Source organism: Streptomyces sp. NPDC037301 (assembly GCF_055602785.1).
The window spans coordinates 279,770-295,285 of the sequence record NZ_JBVJWD010000008.1 but is presented as its reverse complement, the minus strand read 5'-3'; the positions used below and the strand labels follow the sequence as shown (position 1 = coordinate 295,285).

16 protein-coding genes and 3 pseudogenes are annotated in these 15,516 nt (G+C 68.2%); 10 read left to right on the top strand and 9 right to left on the bottom strand.

Annotation, left to right across the window (positions count from 1 at the left end; all coding sequences use genetic code 11):
* Positions 1–451: hypothetical protein (locus ACZ7IB_RS16645; RefSeq protein ID WP_470913172.1), on the bottom strand; the 451-nt coding region annotated here is incomplete at its 3' end.
* A gap of 1,598 nt (positions 452–2,049) precedes the next feature.
* Here ACZ7IB_RS16645 and ACZ7IB_RS16640 point away from each other — a divergent pair.
* Positions 2,050–2,274 (top strand): annotated as a pseudogene (locus ACZ7IB_RS16640) (recombinase family protein); the annotation flags it as partial.
* A gap of 257 nt (positions 2,275–2,531) precedes the next feature.
* On the opposite strand, the gene ACZ7IB_RS16635 reads toward ACZ7IB_RS16640, so the two are convergent.
* Both ACZ7IB_RS16635 and ACZ7IB_RS16630 read right to left on the bottom strand, forming a co-directional pair.
* Positions 2,532–3,269: a dienelactone hydrolase family protein gene (locus tag ACZ7IB_RS16635; RefSeq protein WP_470913171.1), complete on the bottom strand. Its 738-nt coding sequence runs from the start codon at positions 3,267–3,269 to the stop codon at positions 2,532–2,534.
* An 87-nt stretch (positions 3,270–3,356) separates the two neighbouring features.
* A pseudogene (locus ACZ7IB_RS16630) lies at positions 3,357–3,784 on the bottom strand (lytic polysaccharide monooxygenase auxiliary activity family 9 protein); the annotation flags it as partial.
* A 143-nt stretch (positions 3,785–3,927) separates the two neighbouring features.
* Here ACZ7IB_RS16630 and ACZ7IB_RS16625 point away from each other — a divergent pair.
* Positions 3,928–4,395, top strand: coding sequence for a nuclear transport factor 2 family protein (locus ACZ7IB_RS16625; RefSeq protein WP_470913170.1), 468 nt, complete (start codon positions 3,928–3,930; stop codon positions 4,393–4,395).
* Between the two features lie 105 nt (positions 4,396–4,500).
* Here the strand turns inward: ACZ7IB_RS16625 and ACZ7IB_RS16620 are convergent, their stop codons facing one another.
* Positions 4,501–4,941 carry a nuclear transport factor 2 family protein gene (locus ACZ7IB_RS16620; RefSeq protein ID WP_470913169.1) on the bottom strand — a complete coding sequence of 147 codons (441 nt, stop codon included), beginning with the start codon at positions 4,939–4,941 and terminating at the stop codon, positions 4,501–4,503.
* Between the two features lie 84 nt (positions 4,942–5,025).
* Between ACZ7IB_RS16620 and ACZ7IB_RS16615 the strand changes: the two genes are divergently transcribed.
* The 5 genes and pseudogenes from ACZ7IB_RS16615 (at position 5,026) to ACZ7IB_RS16595 (ending at position 7,278) form a co-directional block, all read left to right on the top strand.
* A complete protein-coding gene (locus tag ACZ7IB_RS16615; RefSeq protein ID WP_470913168.1) occupies positions 5,026–5,604 on the top strand; it encodes a PadR family transcriptional regulator in 579 nt (192 codons plus the stop codon).
* Positions 5,605–5,766: 162 nt separating this feature from the next.
* Positions 5,767–5,928 carry a hypothetical protein gene (locus tag ACZ7IB_RS16610; protein ID WP_470913167.1) on the top strand — a complete coding sequence of 54 codons (162 nt, stop codon included), beginning with the start codon at positions 5,767–5,769 and terminating at the stop codon, positions 5,926–5,928.
* Positions 5,929–5,942: 14 nt separating this feature from the next.
* A complete protein-coding gene (locus ACZ7IB_RS16605) occupies positions 5,943–6,149 on the top strand; it encodes a hypothetical protein (RefSeq protein ID WP_470913166.1) in 207 nt (68 codons plus the stop codon).
* Between the two features lie 105 nt (positions 6,150–6,254).
* Positions 6,255–6,905, top strand: a pseudogene (locus ACZ7IB_RS16600) (serine hydrolase); the annotation flags it as partial.
* Positions 6,906–7,086: 181 nt separating this feature from the next.
* Positions 7,087–7,278, top strand: coding sequence for a hypothetical protein (locus ACZ7IB_RS16595; RefSeq protein ID WP_470913186.1), 192 nt, complete (start codon positions 7,087–7,089; stop codon positions 7,276–7,278).
* Positions 7,279–7,321: 43 nt separating this feature from the next.
* Here ACZ7IB_RS16595 and ACZ7IB_RS16590 read toward each other — a convergent pair whose 3' ends face one another.
* Both ACZ7IB_RS16590 and ACZ7IB_RS16585 read right to left on the bottom strand, forming a co-directional pair.
* Positions 7,322–7,837: a DinB family protein gene (locus tag ACZ7IB_RS16590; RefSeq protein ID WP_470913165.1), complete on the bottom strand. Its 516-nt coding sequence runs from the start codon at positions 7,835–7,837 to the stop codon at positions 7,322–7,324.
* A 385-nt stretch (positions 7,838–8,222) separates the two neighbouring features.
* A complete protein-coding gene (locus ACZ7IB_RS16585; RefSeq protein WP_470913164.1) occupies positions 8,223–9,002 on the bottom strand; it encodes a tyrosine-protein phosphatase in 780 nt (259 codons plus the stop codon).
* 128 nt (positions 9,003–9,130) lie between these two features.
* Here ACZ7IB_RS16585 and ACZ7IB_RS16580 point away from each other — a divergent pair, with 128 nt between their 5' ends.
* On the top strand, positions 9,131–9,787 hold the full coding sequence (locus ACZ7IB_RS16580; protein ID WP_470913163.1) for a YoaK family protein: 657 nt from the start codon (positions 9,131–9,133) through the stop codon (positions 9,785–9,787).
* Between the two features lie 186 nt (positions 9,788–9,973).
* Here the strand turns inward: ACZ7IB_RS16580 and ACZ7IB_RS16575 are convergent, their stop codons facing one another.
* Positions 9,974–10,234: a type B 50S ribosomal protein L31 gene (locus ACZ7IB_RS16575; RefSeq protein ID WP_470913162.1), complete on the bottom strand. Its 261-nt coding sequence runs from the start codon at positions 10,232–10,234 to the stop codon at positions 9,974–9,976.
* A gap of 65 nt (positions 10,235–10,299) precedes the next feature.
* A complete protein-coding gene (rpmG, locus tag ACZ7IB_RS16570) occupies positions 10,300–10,464 on the bottom strand; it encodes a 50S ribosomal protein L33 (protein ID WP_093897938.1) in 165 nt (54 codons plus the stop codon).
* A 411-nt stretch (positions 10,465–10,875) separates the two neighbouring features.
* Here rpmG and ACZ7IB_RS16565 point away from each other — a divergent pair, with 411 nt between their 5' ends.
* Entirely contained in the window at positions 10,876–12,321 is a 1,446-nt protein-coding gene (locus ACZ7IB_RS16565; protein WP_470913161.1) for a PP2C family protein-serine/threonine phosphatase, read from the top strand.
* Between the two features lie 164 nt (positions 12,322–12,485).
* Here ACZ7IB_RS16565 and ACZ7IB_RS16560 read toward each other — a convergent pair whose 3' ends face one another.
* A complete protein-coding gene (locus tag ACZ7IB_RS16560) occupies positions 12,486–13,985 on the bottom strand; it encodes a DNA-binding protein NsdB (RefSeq protein WP_470913160.1) in 1,500 nt (499 codons plus the stop codon).
* A gap of 231 nt (positions 13,986–14,216) precedes the next feature.
* Between ACZ7IB_RS16560 and ACZ7IB_RS16555 the strand changes: the two genes are divergently transcribed.
* Positions 14,217–15,353, top strand: coding sequence for an aminoglycoside phosphotransferase family protein (locus tag ACZ7IB_RS16555; protein ID WP_470913159.1), 1,137 nt, complete (start codon positions 14,217–14,219; stop codon positions 15,351–15,353).
* Positions 15,354–15,516 lie beyond the last annotated feature (163 nt).

Sequence of the window (15,516 nt, the reverse complement as noted above, 5' to 3'; positions counted from 1 at the left end):
TCCAGGGACCGACGGTCGCCAGCGGGGCGCCGTTGTCGCAGGTCGCGCCACGGAAGACCTCGACGGTCCGGCGGCTTTCGTTGCGGATGTTGAGGCTCTTGGAACCGAGGCCGCTGACCACCGTGACGCACCCGCCCCCTTCGGCGGTGTAGGTGCGCTCGTTGATCTGGATCCGGCCCCTGAAGTGTTCCCGGTGGCCCTTGTTCTCGCGGCCACCACCCTTGTTCTCGTAGCCACCACCCCTGCCCTCGTTGCCCTCGTTGCCCTTGCCCTCGTTGCCCTTGCCGGCGTCGCCGCCGTCGGGGGCCGAAACGGGGGCGGCGGCCTGCTGGACGACCGGGGCTGCCTGGGCCGGCTCGGAGGAGGCGGCCGAGGCGTAGGTGATGCCGGTGGCGGCCAGGGCCGCGGCGGCCGCGAGAGCGGCAGTAACGACAGTGGAACGCGTAACCATGTCACTTCTCCTGTCTCAGAGAGGCCGGCTGAGCAGCTGGCCCGTGATTGAAAGTACTAACGGCCCCCATAACTGTCATATCGGACACGTTGAAGGGTTGGCGTCGAGGCGCCAATCGGGGTACACGAGACACCCATATGCTCTTTTCATTTAATCTGACGAAACATCAATTACTCCTATATATCGACTAGTTGATGTGCTGTTAGCCTATCCGGGCGACTTCCTGATACCCGTTCACCCTTGGTGACAGCGTGTCTTTGTTGACACGGCCCGGGCAGGAGCCCGTACGTCATCGCCCTGAATACCCGTCATCCGCAGTCCCACCCGCCCTGACCTGCAGTGGCCGTTCACCGGCCCCGGCACGCAGCCGGTCGAGGCGGAGGGGCGCCGTCACGGCACAGCAGGCTCACCCAGCAAGCAGCGGACCTGCCCCTCCGACGCCGGCGATGCCGTCGCCTGGCGACATCCTTTCCTGGAGGTCCTGGACAGGATCAGCCCGCCCATCCAGCCAGTCCCCGCAATCGACACCCCAGACAACGCACTGAGCTGGTTCGACACACTCCAGGGCCCAGGCAGTCGAGGACAGCATCGCGACACGGACAGGCACGGACTACCAGGCCACGGCCGAGCGGGGCGGTGAGCGCCGCTCTTACGCTCACGGCCGGACCACCGACGACGGTAAGACTGCACCGAAACGCCGCCGACAGCCAGGCGGCAGCGGACTGGCCGGTCCAGTACGGCGCGGGCACAGCCCGGCAGAGCCTGCTCGGCCTTCGCGTTACCGCGAGGCCCTTGAGCCCGTGGACGGTGAGAATGGCCGGCCGTCCGGGCGTGCGGCCATCGGGCACCACATCACGGCCGCGTAGAGGGTCGGTCCGCATGAGGACCGGAATCTCTACGACGAGGTCGCCGACGGACTCCGGAACGCGCCGGGCCTCACCCGGATGAACCGCTGATCGTGCTCACCGTCCTGGGGCACGACGACGACACCCAGGCCCAGCCGTGATCCGCGCAGACACTGCGCGAGATCAACGAAACCAAGGACACGCTGCACGCACAGCTGGCTGCGTCAGACCCTCATGGGTTGTAGCGGGGAGCCAGCAGGGAGCTACTGGTCGGTTTCGGGTGTCGGGCGGCTGTGTGGCGTACGTACTCGTGCGGGTCGTCGAGACTGCGTAGTCGGCCTTGGCTCCCCAGCCGCATGCGCTTGAACGGCCTCGGCTGTTGGGCCACTCAGCGCTCCGGGGGTCAGCAGCGAAGTCCGACGATGCCCCAGCCACGGTGGGCGGCTTCCACGACGGCTTCGCCTCACCCGATGAGGAACTCGGCGAGCGACTCAAAGTCACAGATCCAGCCCTGTGGTACTGCCGTGTGCTCCGCGAACGGCACTCGCAGGGTGTCGAGTTCAGGCTGCGCCTGAACCCATTACCGCCTGATCGCGGAGACATCGCCCGGTGGGCACCTCTTGTCGATAGGTTTCGACACATGCTCATCGGCTACGTGCGGGTCTCGCCCGCCGACCAGCATCCGGATCATCAGATCGATGCACTGCTGCGAGCCGGCGTCGACCGCAACCATATCCACGTCGACACCGCGAGCTGCGCGAAGGCGTCCCCCCGAAGCTCGACCCCGTCCTCCAACTGCTGTGCGAGGGCGGCGCACTGAAGGTCACCCGGCTCGACCGGCTCTTCCGCTCCGTGCTGCGCTTGGTGACCCTCGGCGCCGAGCTGCGCGAGCGCGGCATCGGGTTGCACGTCATCGAGCAAGGCATCGACGCCTCCACGGTGGAGGGCCGGGCGATGTCCGGGATGCTGTCCGTACTTGCCGAGCTCCAGCGCGAGCTGCTCGTGGCGCACACCAACGATGGGCCCGCCTCCGCACGGCCCGCGGCCGAGTCGGCGGACGCCGTCCGGGGCTCACGCCCGACAAGGCCGCGCTCGCCCAGCAGCTCTATGACGCCCGTGAGAAGACGGTCCAGCGGATTGCCGACCTGTTCGGCGTGCCTCGACTGGGCTCCGAATGATCGGCGCCCAGTCGCGGGAGCTGTCAGGCCGCAGATGGGCCTGATCCCCCTGAGAGGTCAGTCGGTCGGGTCCAGGCACTCAGCCAGGAATCCTCGCAGCCCCGACCAGGCCCGCTCGGCGGATCGGGCGTTGTACGCGATCCCCAGCTCGGGCCGGTTCGCACGTTCGGCCATGAAGGAGTGCATGGTCCGGCCGAACGCGTGGAACTGCCAGTCGGCCCCGGAATCGGTGAGTTCCGCCGCCAGCGCGACGACGTCTTCCGGTCGCGCGAACGGGTCGTCCCAGCCGTGGTACACCGCGACCCTGCAGTCGATCTTCCGCGGAGTCAGCCCAGGCGGCGGGGTCAGCACGCCGTGGAAGGAGGCGACCCCCGTGACGGGTGCACCCGTCCGGGCCATGTCGAGCACGCACAGTCCGCCGAAGCAGAACCCGATGGCCGCGATGCGGGATGCGTCCACCTCGGGCAGCCCTGCGACGGTTGCGACCACGGCGGACAAACGGTCCGCCAGCATGTCACGGTCCTCCAGGAACGGCCGCATCAGCGCGTCGAATTCCTGTCGCGTGGAGCCGCTGACGCCCTTCCCGAAGAGATCCATGACGAACGCCTGGTGTCCCCAGGGCAGTACGCGTTCGGACATCTCGGCGAGTACGTCGCTGCGGCCCTCCGCCCCGTGGCACACCATGACCGTCGGTGCGGGACCGGCCAATGCAGCGTCGCGTACGAGGATCCCCTCCAAGGAGGCGGAACCGTGTCGGTAGGCAACTGGCTTGCGGAATACCTCGGTCTTCGGCACGGCAGAGATTTTAGGAGAGGGCCGCCCAGCGGGAAAGGGGGCGTCCGACGCCGGCCCCTGGAGAAGGGGCCGGGCCGGGCCCGTCGGTCAGCCGACGTTCACATCGATGCAGGCGCAGAAGCGTTGGCGGTGTCCACGATGTTCCAGGCCGCGAGGACCTTCTGCTTGCCCGTCAGGCCGCCGAAACTCACCTGATGGGTGACTGTGGCACCGGGCTGCGATCCACTGTCGTTGAATTCGGCGATCTTCTGTCCGCCTGCGAAGTACTGCCATGTGCTTGTGGCGTGCCGGGCTGTCAGGACCCACTGGAAGGACGTGGTCCGGCTCACTGGGGTGACCTTCCACCCCTTGGAGTCGTCGTCGAGTTCAGCGAACCGGCTGTTGCCGCTGCTGCAACTGGTCAGCGCTTTGGGACCTTCCACGCTCTGCGGCTCGTACTTGATGTCTCCGCAGCTCACGATCCCGACGACGCACTGAGCCTGGCGGCTCGGAGGTGACGAGATGTATCCGTGGGCGACCCTACCCATCGACGCGTCCACGTCAGGGCGCCGACTTCGGGCGGAGTCGACGACACAAGCGAATTTCAGCCAGCCCTCACCAGGCCCAACTGGCCATACCCTCGGTGTTCAGGCCAAGATCACATGTGCCAGGAGAAATCATGACCGCACGTCCCCCCGTTCCGCCTTTCACGCACGAGTCGGCGATCGAGAAGGTCAGGCTGGCCGAGGACGGCTGGAACTCCCGGACGCCTGAGAAGGTGGCACTCGCCTACACCGAGGACTCCCGGTGGCGAAATCGCGCCGAATGGGTTACCGGGCGCAACGAAATCGTCGCCTTCCTGGCCCGCAAATGGGCCAGGGAGCTCGACTACCGCCTCATCAAGGAGCTCTGGGCATTCGACGGCAACCGAATCGCGGTGCGGTTCGCGTACGAGTGCCATGACGACTCGGGCAACTGGTACCGCTCGTACGGCAACGAGAACTGGGAGTTCGACGCGAACGGGCTCATGAGTGCCCGGCACGCGTCAATCAACGACGTACCGATCCGGGAATCCGACAGGAAGTACCACTGGCCGCTGGGCCGCCGGCCGGACGGTCACCCCGGACTGAGCGACCTCGCCCTCTGACGAGCCGACCAGGCGCGGACAGTCGGCCGCAGACGGCAGGGAGGGGGCCCCTGCGGGATATGCGCGCACTCCATCGGGTGCCCCTTCCCATCGTCGTGGCGCGATTCATCCGGCGTCCGGAGCCGGGACGAGGCCGTCCGCGACCAGACCCTCCAGGACCGCCGCGCCCAGGACCTGCACCGCGGACTGCGGGCGGACCATCACCGTGAACTCCTTGATCAGACCCGCCTCGTCGAACTGCAGCAGGTCAATGCCATGGATCTGCTTGCCGTTCACATTCGCCCGGAAGAGCAGAATCTCGGACGGGGCCTGCGTCCCGTCCGTGCTGGTCTCAGCCGATCCGTCGAAGTGGCCGGTGTAGCGGAATTCCTCGAACGTACGCAGCAGGACCCCGAACAGCCCAAGCACCATGGGCCGCCCCTCGAAGGGAGTGAACTTCACCGGGCTGTAGAGGCGAACATCCTCGGTGAACAGGCCGTCCAGTGCGGCGAGATCGCGCTTTTCGACGGCAGCGCGGAAACGGTCCGCGGTCTCGGCAGACATCATCAGCCTCCATAATCAAGAATCTGACTAATCACTTTCATGAGTATCATGAAGGAACAGGCAGCGTAAGGGAAGGGGGTCGGGGCCATGGCCTTGCGACATGCGGTGCTGGCGGCACTGCTGGACGGGGAGTACAGCGGGTATCAGCTGGCCAAGGCGTTCGATGTCGGCGTGGCGAACTTCTGGCATGCACTGCCTCAGCAGCTGTACGCGGAACTGGCCAAGCTGGAGAAGGACGGGCTGGTCGCTGGCCGACAGGTGGTACAGGAGACGCGGCCCAACAAGCGGCTGTTCCATGTCACCGACGCCGGGATGGCCGAGTTGGAGCAATTCGCCGCGGCCAGTGCGAAGCCGGGATTCATCCGCGATGACCTGGTCGTCAAGGTCCAGGCTGCCGATCACATCGGAAGCGGCCCGGTCATCGATCAGCTGGACGAACGGGCGGCCGCCGCCACGGCCAAAGTCGAGCTCTTCAGCAACCTGCTGCGGCAATTGCGCGGCGAGATGGACGAAGACGAGTTCCTGCTCAGGGGCGAGCGAATCGGACCGTATCTGACCTGTCTGCGGGGCCTCGCCTTCGAGGAGGAGAACAGGGACTGGTGCCTCCGGATCGCCGCTCTCCTGCGCCGACGGCAGTCTGTGACGGTGGAGGGCGACGGCGCCTAGCCGGTACCAGGGTGTTCCGATCCCACCGCTTGTCCGTCGTTACGTCGGTGGACGGCGCGCTCTGCGGCCTCGCCGTGCCGGAATCTCGGCGCCCGGCGTTGCCGCTTCGCCAGAACATGCACAGCGGCACACACCGTGCCCGCCCCCACGAGCAGGAACGCCATGGCCTCCCGCGCCACTCCCCCGCCCGGCCGAACCGCATCCACCGGCCGCGACGACTTCGACCCCGATCCAGCCGACGAATACGCGGTACGGACCGCCTCGTTCAACCATCGTCACGGCGCCTCCGAGGCGGCGATCCATGTGGTGAAGGGGCAGCCCTGAGTTCGTGTTCCTCGATGAAATCGAGCGGTGCGCCCGAGGAGGCCCGGATCCGCACCTCACCCGGTGACTGCGTCTTCGTACCGCCGTTCGTTCCGCATCGGGCGGAGAATCCGAGCGTCGACGAAGAGGCAGGTGGTGGTGATCGCGCGCAACACCAGGCGGTGATCGTCGTCAATCTGCCCGAGCTGTACGTGCTGGGGGACGAGCCTGAGGGCAGCTGAAGGGCCGAGGGGCTCAACGCGGCCGCCCCTCCGGGTCGTTGGCTCGGGCTCGGGGGACGTTTCGGGGGTTCACCCCGATTCGGCGGGTTCCCCTCGCACCGCACGGTGGATACACGAACCACTCCAGCAGCTCTCTCCCCCCCCAGTCCGTCCCATCCCTCGCTGTCGCGCAGGACTCTGCTAGGCGCTGCGTCGGCCGCCGGGATCCTCGGCAGCGCGGCACCACGCACCCATGCAGCCCCCTTACCTGCTCGTCCCGCTCCGGCAACAGCTGCCGCATCGCCCAGCGCTCTCCCGCCCCTGTCGCCGCGCGCCCTGCAGGCCGCCATCGACGACCTGCAACACCCGTCGGTGACCGGCGCCCAGCTGCGTGTCGGCGGCGCACACGGAAGCTGGTACGGCACTTCCGAGGTCGCCGGCCGGCGCAGCGGACGGACGATCCGGCCCGGCGGCCGGGTCCGGATCGGCAGTGTCAGCAAGGCGTTCCTTGCGACCGTCGTCCTGCAACTCGTCCATGAGCACCAGATCGAGCCGCACACACCTGTTCAGCACTGTCTCCCCGGGCTGCTTCCCGCCGAATATCCGGATATCCGCTTCTCCCACCTGCTGACGCACACCAGCGGTCTGCCGAGTGAGAGCGGACCCGATGTCATCGACACGAGCACGCCTGAGCTGATCCTGGCCCACCGATACGACCGCCGGACACCGGACCGGCTCCTGGCGACCGTCACCCGGGCGAAGCGGCTGAAGTTCATGCCGGGCGAGAAGCAGGAGGATCCAACACCGTTCGGGATGCGCCCAGCACGCAGCAGTGGGTCCAGGACCCACTCATGCACACTGGCTAGGAACGGTCTCCACCGCCGGGACCACCAAGGTCGTCGACGGGCTCTGCGACGCGGGCCCGCTGGAGAGGCGGGCCTCGTGTTCCGACCGCAGAGTGACCTATGCCCCCCTGAATCCCGTCGGGCTGTCCGCCGCCGACGCCTCCTCGGCGCTGGCTGCCGCCCTGCGTCGTCGCGTGGCGGCGGGAGTCGGTACGGATCGTTTCGCCGCTGCGGACATCGCGCTGCTCGACCCGGCACCGGGACCATGCACCGCCGGCCCCGGGCCGGAATGCCTCGGCATCTGAGCAGCTACCGGGCCGATCCTCTCTCAGTGGCGCATCACGCGCATCACCACCCCGTCACACCGTCGATCCGCTCGCGCAACAGGTCGGCGTGGCCGATGTGGCGCGCGTACTCCGAGATCATGTGGACGTGGACCATGCGCAGTGAGTACACCTCGTCGGCATGGGTGAAGGTGTCGTCCAACGAGGCATCGGCAACGATCTCGTCCGCCAGTCGGCATTCCTCGACGAGGCGCGCGTAGTCCTCGGCGGCGCGAGCCGGGTCCAGGTCCTCGAAGTCCGCGTCCTTGCCCTTCTCGGGGTCGTACATGAGGTCGAGCATCTGACCGGCGAACCGCTGCCGGAACCAGACGCGTTCGACCTTCGCCATGTGGCGGATCAGTCCGAGAAGTGTGAGATTCGACGGCGATACCGTCTGTTCGGCCAGCTGCGCCCCGTTCAGGCCGGCGCACTTGTGCAACAGGGTGCTGCGGAACCAGGCGAGATAGCCCGTGAGCATCTCCCGCTCACCGGCCACGAGTGAACCGGGCGTGCGTTTCACATCAGGTGCTGTCCATGTCATCCCGTGATCTTGCCTTGTGCGTGCCGGATCGGGACAGGCTTTTCACATGCCGTCCATGGGCTCCGTCGAGCAGGTGGTCGTGGTTGATGCGGCGATGCTGACGGCCACTCCGAGTCCAGGAACAGAACGAGCAGCCCCTTCCCCACCCCGCTCGTCGGCGAGTGATCCGTACGCCGTCGACGCATACGGCGTCACCCCACATCGGGCCGGAGGGGAGCGGCCTGCAATCGGCCACGGGCCGATCGGGTGTCCCGGCCCAGGTCCAGGGGCTCCTGCGGAAGGAAGCTCGGGGCCTGGGTCGGCTGTCTCGTTGGCGAGCAGGCACGCGAGCAGGCCCGTGAGCAGACCCCGCGAGGATCGTCTCCGCGGACCCGCACGCGCCGGCTCAGTCGCTCCCGACAGTCGTGCCGCGTGCGGCCGTCCGGCCCTCCCCGGCAGGTTCGAGGAGGTTTCTGCGCAGCGCAGCCACCAATTCCTCGTCAGCACCCAGGAGTTCGGCGGTGTAGTCGCGGACGGAGCCGTGGGTCGCGGCGAGATCCGCCAGGAAAAACCGCATGACGTCGGCGGGCGCCCGGCCGTAACCGGGCCAGACCGGATCCTGGTCGGCGTGGTCCGCCCGCCAGTCGGCCAGGAGCCGTTCGGCGGCGAGCTCGGTGAGGGTGAAGTCGGCGATGATGTCGTCCTCGGCCACACCGAGCAGGGACAGAACGAGTGCTGCAAGCAGCCCGGTGCGGTCCTTGCCCGATGCGCAGTGGAAGACGACGGTTCCGCTGTCCTCGGCCGCGAGCACGTCCAGGGCGCGGCGGAGCTCGGCAACTCCGTCGTGGGCGACCTCCGCGTACCGGTCCGCCAGGAAGCGTCCGGTCTCCACATCCGGGCCCAGTGCCGCCTGGTCGTAGGGCCGGTGCTCGATGCTGAGGTGGTGGTAGCGCAGTCCCGGTGCGTCGGGCACTCGCCCCTTGGCTGCGATCTCCCAGTCATAACGCAGGTCGATGACCGTGCGGACGCCGAGGGTCAGGAAACGGTCCCAGTCCTCGCCCCGGAGCTTGCCCAGCGAGTCGGATCGGTAGAGCCTCCCCCAGCGGACCGGGCGGCCGCCGTCCCCCCGATATCCGCCCACGTCACGGAAGTTGTGCAGTCGCTCGAACGCTATGTGTCTGTTCACAATGCAGAACTTTAAGGTTCTGTCACCGTGCACGACGGCGCGATGCCGGTGCTCGGCCTTGGCCGGCACGCCGCGCCGTACCGGCTGCGAGTCAGCGCCTTCGGAGGGGCTGAGCCGAGAATGCAGGCGTGTCTACTCCTACCCTCCTCGCCGGACGCGATCCACGGGGCCAATGGGCCCTGCTGCTTCTGTCGGCCGCCTCCGGGGCTGCCGACGCGTTCGTCTTCGTCTGTGTCGGTCAGGTCTTCGCCGGCGTGATGACCGGGAATCTGGTACTGCTGGGCGCTTCCGCCGCCGGTGTCGGGGAGCACGGCGTGGCCCTGCGTGTGATCACCGCACTCGTTTTGTACAGCTTCGGTGTCATATGCGGTGCATGGATGAGTGAGCGGCTGCGGTGGCCTCTGCCGGTGATGCTGCTGATCGAGGTGGCACTGCTGGCGGGGGCGGCTGTGCTGTGGGCGCTGGACCTGATCACCTCCGACGGGGACCGGCTGGGGCTGCTGGTACTCATTGCCGTGGCCATGGGGATTCAGGGCCGTATCCGCGCGACGCCCACCAATTACTTCACCGGCACACTCACGTCCCTCGTCAGCCGCGTGACGCTGCGGTCGTGCATCCAGGGGGACGGCTGGGTGGCCGGCCGGTTGATCGCGGTCGTGGCAGGGGCGGCAGTGACCGCGCTGGCGGTACGGTTCTGGCCGAGTGCCGCAGCGACGGTGGCCGTGGCGCCCGCAGTAGGTGCGCTGCTGATCGAGTCGGTACGCAGGAGGCTCTCCCGGGGCTGACCGCGCCCACCACAGAGGAAAGGGAAGCCCCGGCCGGATCGGGGGAATCCAGCCGGGGCGGCTCACATGTGGGCGCGATGCGCGACATCCACATATAGGTGAACAATAAACCACCGCGCCCCGTTCCCGAGAATCCGCACCCCGGACTGTGATTCACGGCACGGAATCGGGTCTTCCGGGTACAGATCAGCCGCTGGCGGGCGCCTGACTGCCGTAGCGGCGGTTGAACTGTTCGATACGGCCGGCCGCGTCCAGTACCCGCTTGGTCCCGGTGTAGAACGGGTGACTCGCCGACGAGGTCTCCACGTCGATGACGGGATAGCTCCGGCCGTCCTCCCACGTCACCCGCTCATCCGCGTCCACGGTCGAACGGGTCAGGAAGGCAACCCCCGCCGCGCGGTCACGGAAGACCACCTGACGGGAGACGGGGTGAATACGGGGCTTCATGGGCGTTCCTTCCTTGCCACTGCAGGAGGATGGATGGGATCAGGGGCCCGATGCGGGTGCAGCGGTCAGCGTTCCTCACGGAACAGGACGTGCTGCCCCACGACGGGGTCGAACTTGCGCAGGACCAGCCGGTCTGGATTGTTCCGGCGGTTCTTGCGCGTCACGTAGCTCTGCCCCGTTCCGGCCGTCGACCGGAGCGTCACTACGGGGCGGGTCTCACTGCGCGCCATGGACGACTCCACTCTCTTGCGTCGACCCCACGCCCCTTACGGGAATGGGTATCGTTTTCTTTCTGGTGCTGTAAACGCGAGAGAAACCAGCCGCATTCCCGCCCACGAAACGCTTCGAACCCCCACCATGGCGAGCCCTCTCGCATATGCCCCGTTCCGGCCCGGCGCGCCACCCGGGGAACGGCGAGCGCGGGCGCACAACCATAGGCGCGCACCGGGTGACTTGCGTCAACATCCATCGACAGCACGACCGTTCGACGGGTTGACGCCCAGTACAGCCTGTGGCATATGCCAGAAGCAACAACGCATCGAGTGTTGCCAAATCCCTTACGGGGTCCCGCAGCCTGTGCAACAGTCGTCTACGGTCCACCTTTCAGACTTGGTCGTGCCGCGCCTGTATCGGAGTACGAGATGCCGTCCCATCTGTCCGCGGACCGCCCCGCCCCACAGCCACCCGAGCGCGATGCCGTCGATGCGTTGATCAACCGGACCCGTCGGTTGCGTGGCGACGTGGATGCCGTGCGGCGGGACGCGGTACTGATCGACGAGGAAGACCATGAGATGCGCTGGCAGCGCGCACTCTGTGATCTGGCGGTCCACCACCTCGACGATCTCGGCACGCAGCTGGGACAGCTCAGGGAAGGCCTTGCGCCGGAGACCTCGGAACAGCCCACGGGGACTTCGACGCAGGACCGCGCGAAGGAGACCTTCGACGAGCCGCGGCCCGGTTCGCTGATCGGCCGGGTGGGCAGCGCCGAGTGGAATCTGCTGACCGACGAGGTCACCTGGTCCGAGGAACTGTTCCAGATCTTCGGCAGGTCCCCCGATGCGGGACCTCTCTCGCTGGACGACCTCCCGTCCATGCTCCTTCCCGAGGACCAGCCACTGCTCACCGCACTGGTCACCGACTGTCTGGTTGACGGAAAGCCGATAGACGGCGAATTCCACATCCTGCGGACCGACGGCCGGATGCGCACGCTCCACATGATGGGCGAGCCCGTCCTCGACGCGGACGGGTGCACCGCGTCCATGTGGGCGGTCCTGCGCGATGTCAGCGAACTGCGGCGCAGCCAGCAAGTGGTGCGCACGACCCATGACTCGCTACGGCGCCGGCAGCACATGGCGCGGACCGAGCACCGGATGGCGGTCGAGCTTCAGAAGGCTGTGCTTCCCCCGTGGCGGGGCTCGCTACGGCCACCTTCGCAGGGAGCGGGTGCGCTGGAGATCGCGGCCCACTACCTTCCGTCGGAGTCGAGTTCCCTGATCGGCGGTGACTGGTACGACGCGCTGGAACTGCCGGACGGCAGGACCGTCCTCACGGTCGGCGATCTGACCGGCCACGGCATCCAAGCCACCTCGGCCATGGCGATGCTGCTGGGCGCACTGCGCGGGATGGCCGTGGCCGGCATCGAGCCCGGGGCCCTCATGGGGCATCTCAATCAGTTACTGGAATCCTCCGCCCAGCCCGCTCTCGGCAGTGCGGTGTGCTGCCGTTTCGATCCGGCCACCGGCACCCTCGCCTGGTCACAGGCGGGGCACCCCGCACCGCTGCTGTTCCGCAACGGAGAGGGGCGCCCACTGCCGCCACCGGACGGCGTCCTGCTCGGCGCGGCTTCCGGGGTCGCGTACGAGCAGGACGAAGTACACCTGCGGCCCGGTGATGTGCTGATACTGCACACCGACGGGCTGAACCGTCACAGCGACCGGGGTGCGGGCCCGGACGCGCTGCTTGCCCTCGCACCGCACTTCGCGCAGGCCCGTACGGCACAGGAGTGCGTACGGACGGTCGTCGCGGAGTTCGGTGGCACCGAGCGCCTGGACGACGCGTGCGTGCTGATCGCCCGCATCGGGGCGTAGGGCACGGCGACGCGCGCGAAGACACGGACACGCGGAACACCGGACACGGCGCAGTACACAGGAGGGCGAACCGCCTACGGCTGCGGTGTTCGGCCAACCGGTGGCCGGACTGTGGTCGGTCGGACAGTTGATGGTCGGGGCGTCCTCACTGCGGCGCCCGCATGTCAGATCTCCGACGAGCGCCTTGGCCGCTTGATGATGGAGCTCTGCGGCAGGGCGAGCTTGATCTCCTCGCGCAGGTCCTCGATCTTCGCGTAGCCCGCGAACCGGCCCGTCAGCCGGTACATCTCGCGCAGCCGGTCCCAGGTCCGATGCGAGGAAGTCTCCCCCATCGTCACCAGGGCGAGCCGCGCATAGCGGTCGGCCTGCTCAGGATCGTCGGCGATGAAGCACGCCGAGGCGAGTGAGATGTAGTCGAAGATCTTGGACCGCTGGCGCCCGTTGGCCCGAAGCTCCAGCGCCTGCTTGGCGTGGCGCTGAGCCACGATCGCCACCGACGGGTCGTATTCGGCGAGCGTACGGAACGCCAGAGCCTGCATGCCGTGCAGATCCGCCTCGTCGAACAGCTGCATCCAACTGGGCGGCGGCACATCGCTCTTGTCCGATACGAAGAGCTCCTCGGCCTTGCCGAGGGTCCGGCGCATGGCCTGGCCCCGGCCCATGGACGCCTGCGCCCAGGCCTCGATGGTGTGCAGCATGGCCTGGGTTCGCGGCAGCACCATGTCTCCGGAGCCGGACTTGGCGAGCTTCATCAGGTCCAGGGCGTCGTCGGGACGGCCCAGGTGGACCATCTGACGGGCCGCCCTGGAGAGCGCCTCGCCCGCGCGCGGGCGGTCGCCGCCCTCGCGCGCCGCGTGGGCGGCGATGACGAAGTACTTCTGGGCGGTCGGTTCGAGACCGATGTCGTGGGACATCCATCCCGCGAGTACGGCGAGATTGGCCGCGACGCCCCAGAGACGGCGCTGCAGATGTTCGGGGTGACGGAAGGCGAGCATGCCGCCCACCTCGTTGAGCTGGCCCACCACGGCCTTGCGCTGGAGTCCACCGCCCCGGGACGCATCCCAGGCGCGGAACACCTCGACGGACCGTTCCAGCGCCTCGATCTCCTCCGACCCGATGGGCGCGGCCTCGTACCGGTCGAAACCGGCTGGGTCCGCGTACAGAGGGTCGTCGATCCTTGGAGCATCGGCCGCCAGCACAGGGTCGGTGTGCAGCCAGTCGTGCATGGGGCCGGTGATGGTCGATCCTGCGGCGAGCGCGGCGCCCGCGCTCACCAAGCCGCGTCGGTTGAGCATGAGGTCCATTCCCGTGAATTCGGTGAGGACCGCTGCCGTCCGCTCGGGCGCCCACGGCAGTCCGTCGGGATTGTGCTGCTTCCCGACCTCCCGCTGTTTCCCCACACGCCCGCGTCGGCCGAACCCGAGGTCCTCGATGGTCACGACACGACCGAGCCGCTCGGTGAACAGGGCAGCCAGCACTTTGGGCACGGGATCGCGGGGGGACTCCCCCATATCGATCCAACGCCTCACCCGCGAGGTGTCGGTGGCCAGCTGCGGATGGCCCATGGCCGCCGCCTGCCGGTTCACCATTCTCGCGAGCTCGCCCTTGGACCAGCCGGCGAGGCCGAACAGGTCGGACAGGCGGGTGTTGGGTTCTCCGGTCACTTCAAGCCCCCAGGTTCTCGGCTGTGTTGACAGTAACCCCCTGTCAGATGCGTTGCGACTATTCGCCAGGGTTCGCCAGGGTGCGCCAGATGGTCTGCTACCCGCGGTCCGGTGTCAGGTAGGAAAGCGCCACCCCGCCCGGCAGCCCTAGGTACTCCCCAGGGTGCCGAACGGCCGCCGGCCGGGGCGGTGCACGCAACTTGTCGGCGCACGAAGGGATCTGTCTCGCCCATGTACACAGCATCGTCCTCCGTGACCGCCCCGCCCCGGCCGCTTCGTCCCCTGGGGGCCGGCGGCGGGCCGTACCTCGCACCGCATGCCGCTCCGTCGGCACCCGGCACGGTTCGGCCGCGGCGGCCGACGGGACTGGGCGGCCCGCCGCTCAGCGGGCGGCTGGACCTGTCCGGCCCGCAGGGCGCTCAGCTGAGGATGGTGATCGCCTCGGTGCACCGGATCTGCCCGGAGTTCAATCCGGTCCAGGTTCTGCGCCGCAGCGGCCGTTCGGTGCTCCTGGTCGGCTCCACCGGCCGCACCACTGCGGTCGCCAAGTGTTTACTGGATCACTCCCCCGCATGGTCGGAGCGGTTCCGTCACGAAATAGCTGCATATCGTGCGTTCGTCCGGCACCGCCCGCCGGTGCGGGTGCCTCGGCTCATCGCGGCCGACCCGGAGAACTGCACTCTGGTGATCGAGCGGATGCCCGGCCGGGTGGCTGCGCTGACCCGGCACCCGTCGGAGGCGCCACCCCGTGCGGATGTGCGGGCCGCGCTCGGCGCGATCAGCCGGGTCAATGCCTGGCGACCGGCTCCGGGGCTCTTCGACGCGCCGTTGGACTACGCCTCGCGAATCGCCCGCTATCACGAGCTGGGGCTGTTCACCGACCGTGATCTGGGCGATCTGCAGAAGCTGCTGCACGGTCTGGCGCATGCGGGCGGCCGTCAGAGCATGGGGCAGTTCTGTCACGGCGACGCGCTGCTCTCCAATATCCTGCTGTCGCCCACGGGTCCGGTGCTGGTGGACTGGGAACACGCGGGCTGGTATCTGCCGGGCTACGACCTGGCGACGCTCTGGGCGGTCCTGGGCGACGCACCGGCCGCGCGGCGTCAGATCAGCCAGCTGGCGCAGGCCGCGGGCCCTGCGGCGCGGGATGCTTTTCTGGTGAACCTGATGCTGGTGCTGACTCGGGAGATCCGTACGTACGAGACGGCTGTCCAACGAGCCATGCGGGAGCCGGCGCCCGCGGGAGCCGGTCAGGACCGGCCGGGTGTGCTCTCGTCGAGCGAGGAGCAGCGGCTGCTGCTCCGTCGGCTGCACGACGACTGCGCGATGGCCCGCCGGGCCCTGCGTGCCGCGGTCGGCACTCGCTGACCCTGCCCCGGGGGACGGGGGGGGGGGGGGGGGGGGGGGGGGGGGCGGGGGGGGGGGGGGGGGGGGGGGTTGGGGGGGGGGGGGGGGGGGGGAGGGGGGGGGGGGGTGTTTTCGAAGGCCACGTTTCATGAAAGCAGCACCAAGAGAAAAAAGAAGACGTTCG

What these genes read in the sequence shown, in the direction of transcription:
- ACZ7IB_RS16625 (WP_470913170.1), top strand. Translation starts at nt 3,928, where the DNA reads ATGACCGCACGTCCCCCCGTTCCGCCTTTCACGCACGAGTCGGCGATC.
- ACZ7IB_RS16620 (WP_470913169.1), bottom strand. Translation starts at nt 4,941, where the DNA reads ATGATGTCTGCCGAGACCGCGGACCGTTTCCGCGCTGCCGTCGAAAAG.
- ACZ7IB_RS16615 (WP_470913168.1), top strand. Translation starts at nt 5,026, where the DNA reads ATGGCCTTGCGACATGCGGTGCTGGCGGCACTGCTGGACGGGGAGTAC.
- ACZ7IB_RS16610 (WP_470913167.1), top strand. Translation starts at nt 5,767, where the DNA reads ATGGCCTCCCGCGCCACTCCCCCGCCCGGCCGAACCGCATCCACCGGC.
- ACZ7IB_RS16605 (WP_470913166.1), top strand. Translation starts at nt 5,943, where the DNA reads ATGAAATCGAGCGGTGCGCCCGAGGAGGCCCGGATCCGCACCTCACCC.
- ACZ7IB_RS16590 (WP_470913165.1), bottom strand. Translation starts at nt 7,837, where the DNA reads ATGACATGGACAGCACCTGATGTGAAACGCACGCCCGGTTCACTCGTG.
- ACZ7IB_RS16575 (WP_470913162.1), bottom strand. Translation starts at nt 10,234, where the DNA reads ATGAAGCCCCGTATTCACCCCGTCTCCCGTCAGGTGGTCTTCCGTGAC.
- rpmG (WP_093897938.1), bottom strand. Translation starts at nt 10,464, where the DNA reads ATGGCGCGCAGTGAGACCCGCCCCGTAGTGACGCTCCGGTCGACGGCC.
- ACZ7IB_RS16565 (WP_470913161.1), top strand. Translation starts at nt 10,876, where the DNA reads ATGCCGTCCCATCTGTCCGCGGACCGCCCCGCCCCACAGCCACCCGAG.
- ACZ7IB_RS16555 (WP_470913159.1), top strand. Translation starts at nt 14,217, where the DNA reads ATGTACACAGCATCGTCCTCCGTGACCGCCCCGCCCCGGCCGCTTCGT.